The sequence below is a fragment of the Collinsella sp. Sow4_E3 genome (assembly GCF_052116285.1).
Classification (GTDB): Bacteria; Actinomycetota; Coriobacteriia; order Coriobacteriales; family Coriobacteriaceae; genus Collinsella.
The window spans coordinates 1-564 of the sequence record NZ_JBQKLJ010000097.1 but is presented as its reverse complement, the minus strand read 5'-3'; the positions used below and the strand labels follow the sequence as shown (position 1 = coordinate 564).

The following is a 564-nucleotide window of genomic DNA, read 5'->3' as shown; positions in this document are numbered from 1 at the left end:
GTTGGCTTAGAAGCAGCCATGCATTCAAAGAGTGCGTAACAGCTCACTGGTCGAGTGGACATGCGCCGACAATACACGGGGCTAAGCTGGACACCGAAGCGGCGGGATTTTGATTTTCAGAATCGGTAGGGGAGCTTCCCATGGGCGGAGAAGCCGGAGGGCGACCGACGGTGGAGCGCATGGGAGTGAGAATGCTGGCATGAGTAGCGAGAGACGAGAGAGTAACTCGTCCGCCGTGAACCCGAGGTTTCCTGGGCAAGGCTAATCCTCCCAGGGTCAGTCGGGGGCTAAGGCGAGGCCGGGAGGCGTAGCCGACGCGCAGCAGGCAGACATTCCTGCACCGCGCACGCGGCGCTACGACCGACGGGGCGACGGATGGGGGTGGCTCGGCGGGGTTCTGGACGTCCCCGTGATGGAGCGCGGCCCGCGGACCAGGGAAATCCGGTCCGCAGAAGGGCGAGGCTCCGGACGAAGCACTTAAGCGAAGCGAGTGAGCCCGAGGTCCCTAGAAAAACCCCTAGGCAGGCGCGTGCGCGCCCGTACCGCAAACCGACACAGGTGGGT

The 564-nt window shown here is 64.2% G+C and carries 1 rRNA gene; it reads left to right on the top strand.

What is annotated here, in order from left to right:
- Positions 1-564: ribosomal RNA gene (locus ACTQ48_RS11440) — 23S ribosomal RNA — on the top strand; the annotation flags it as partial.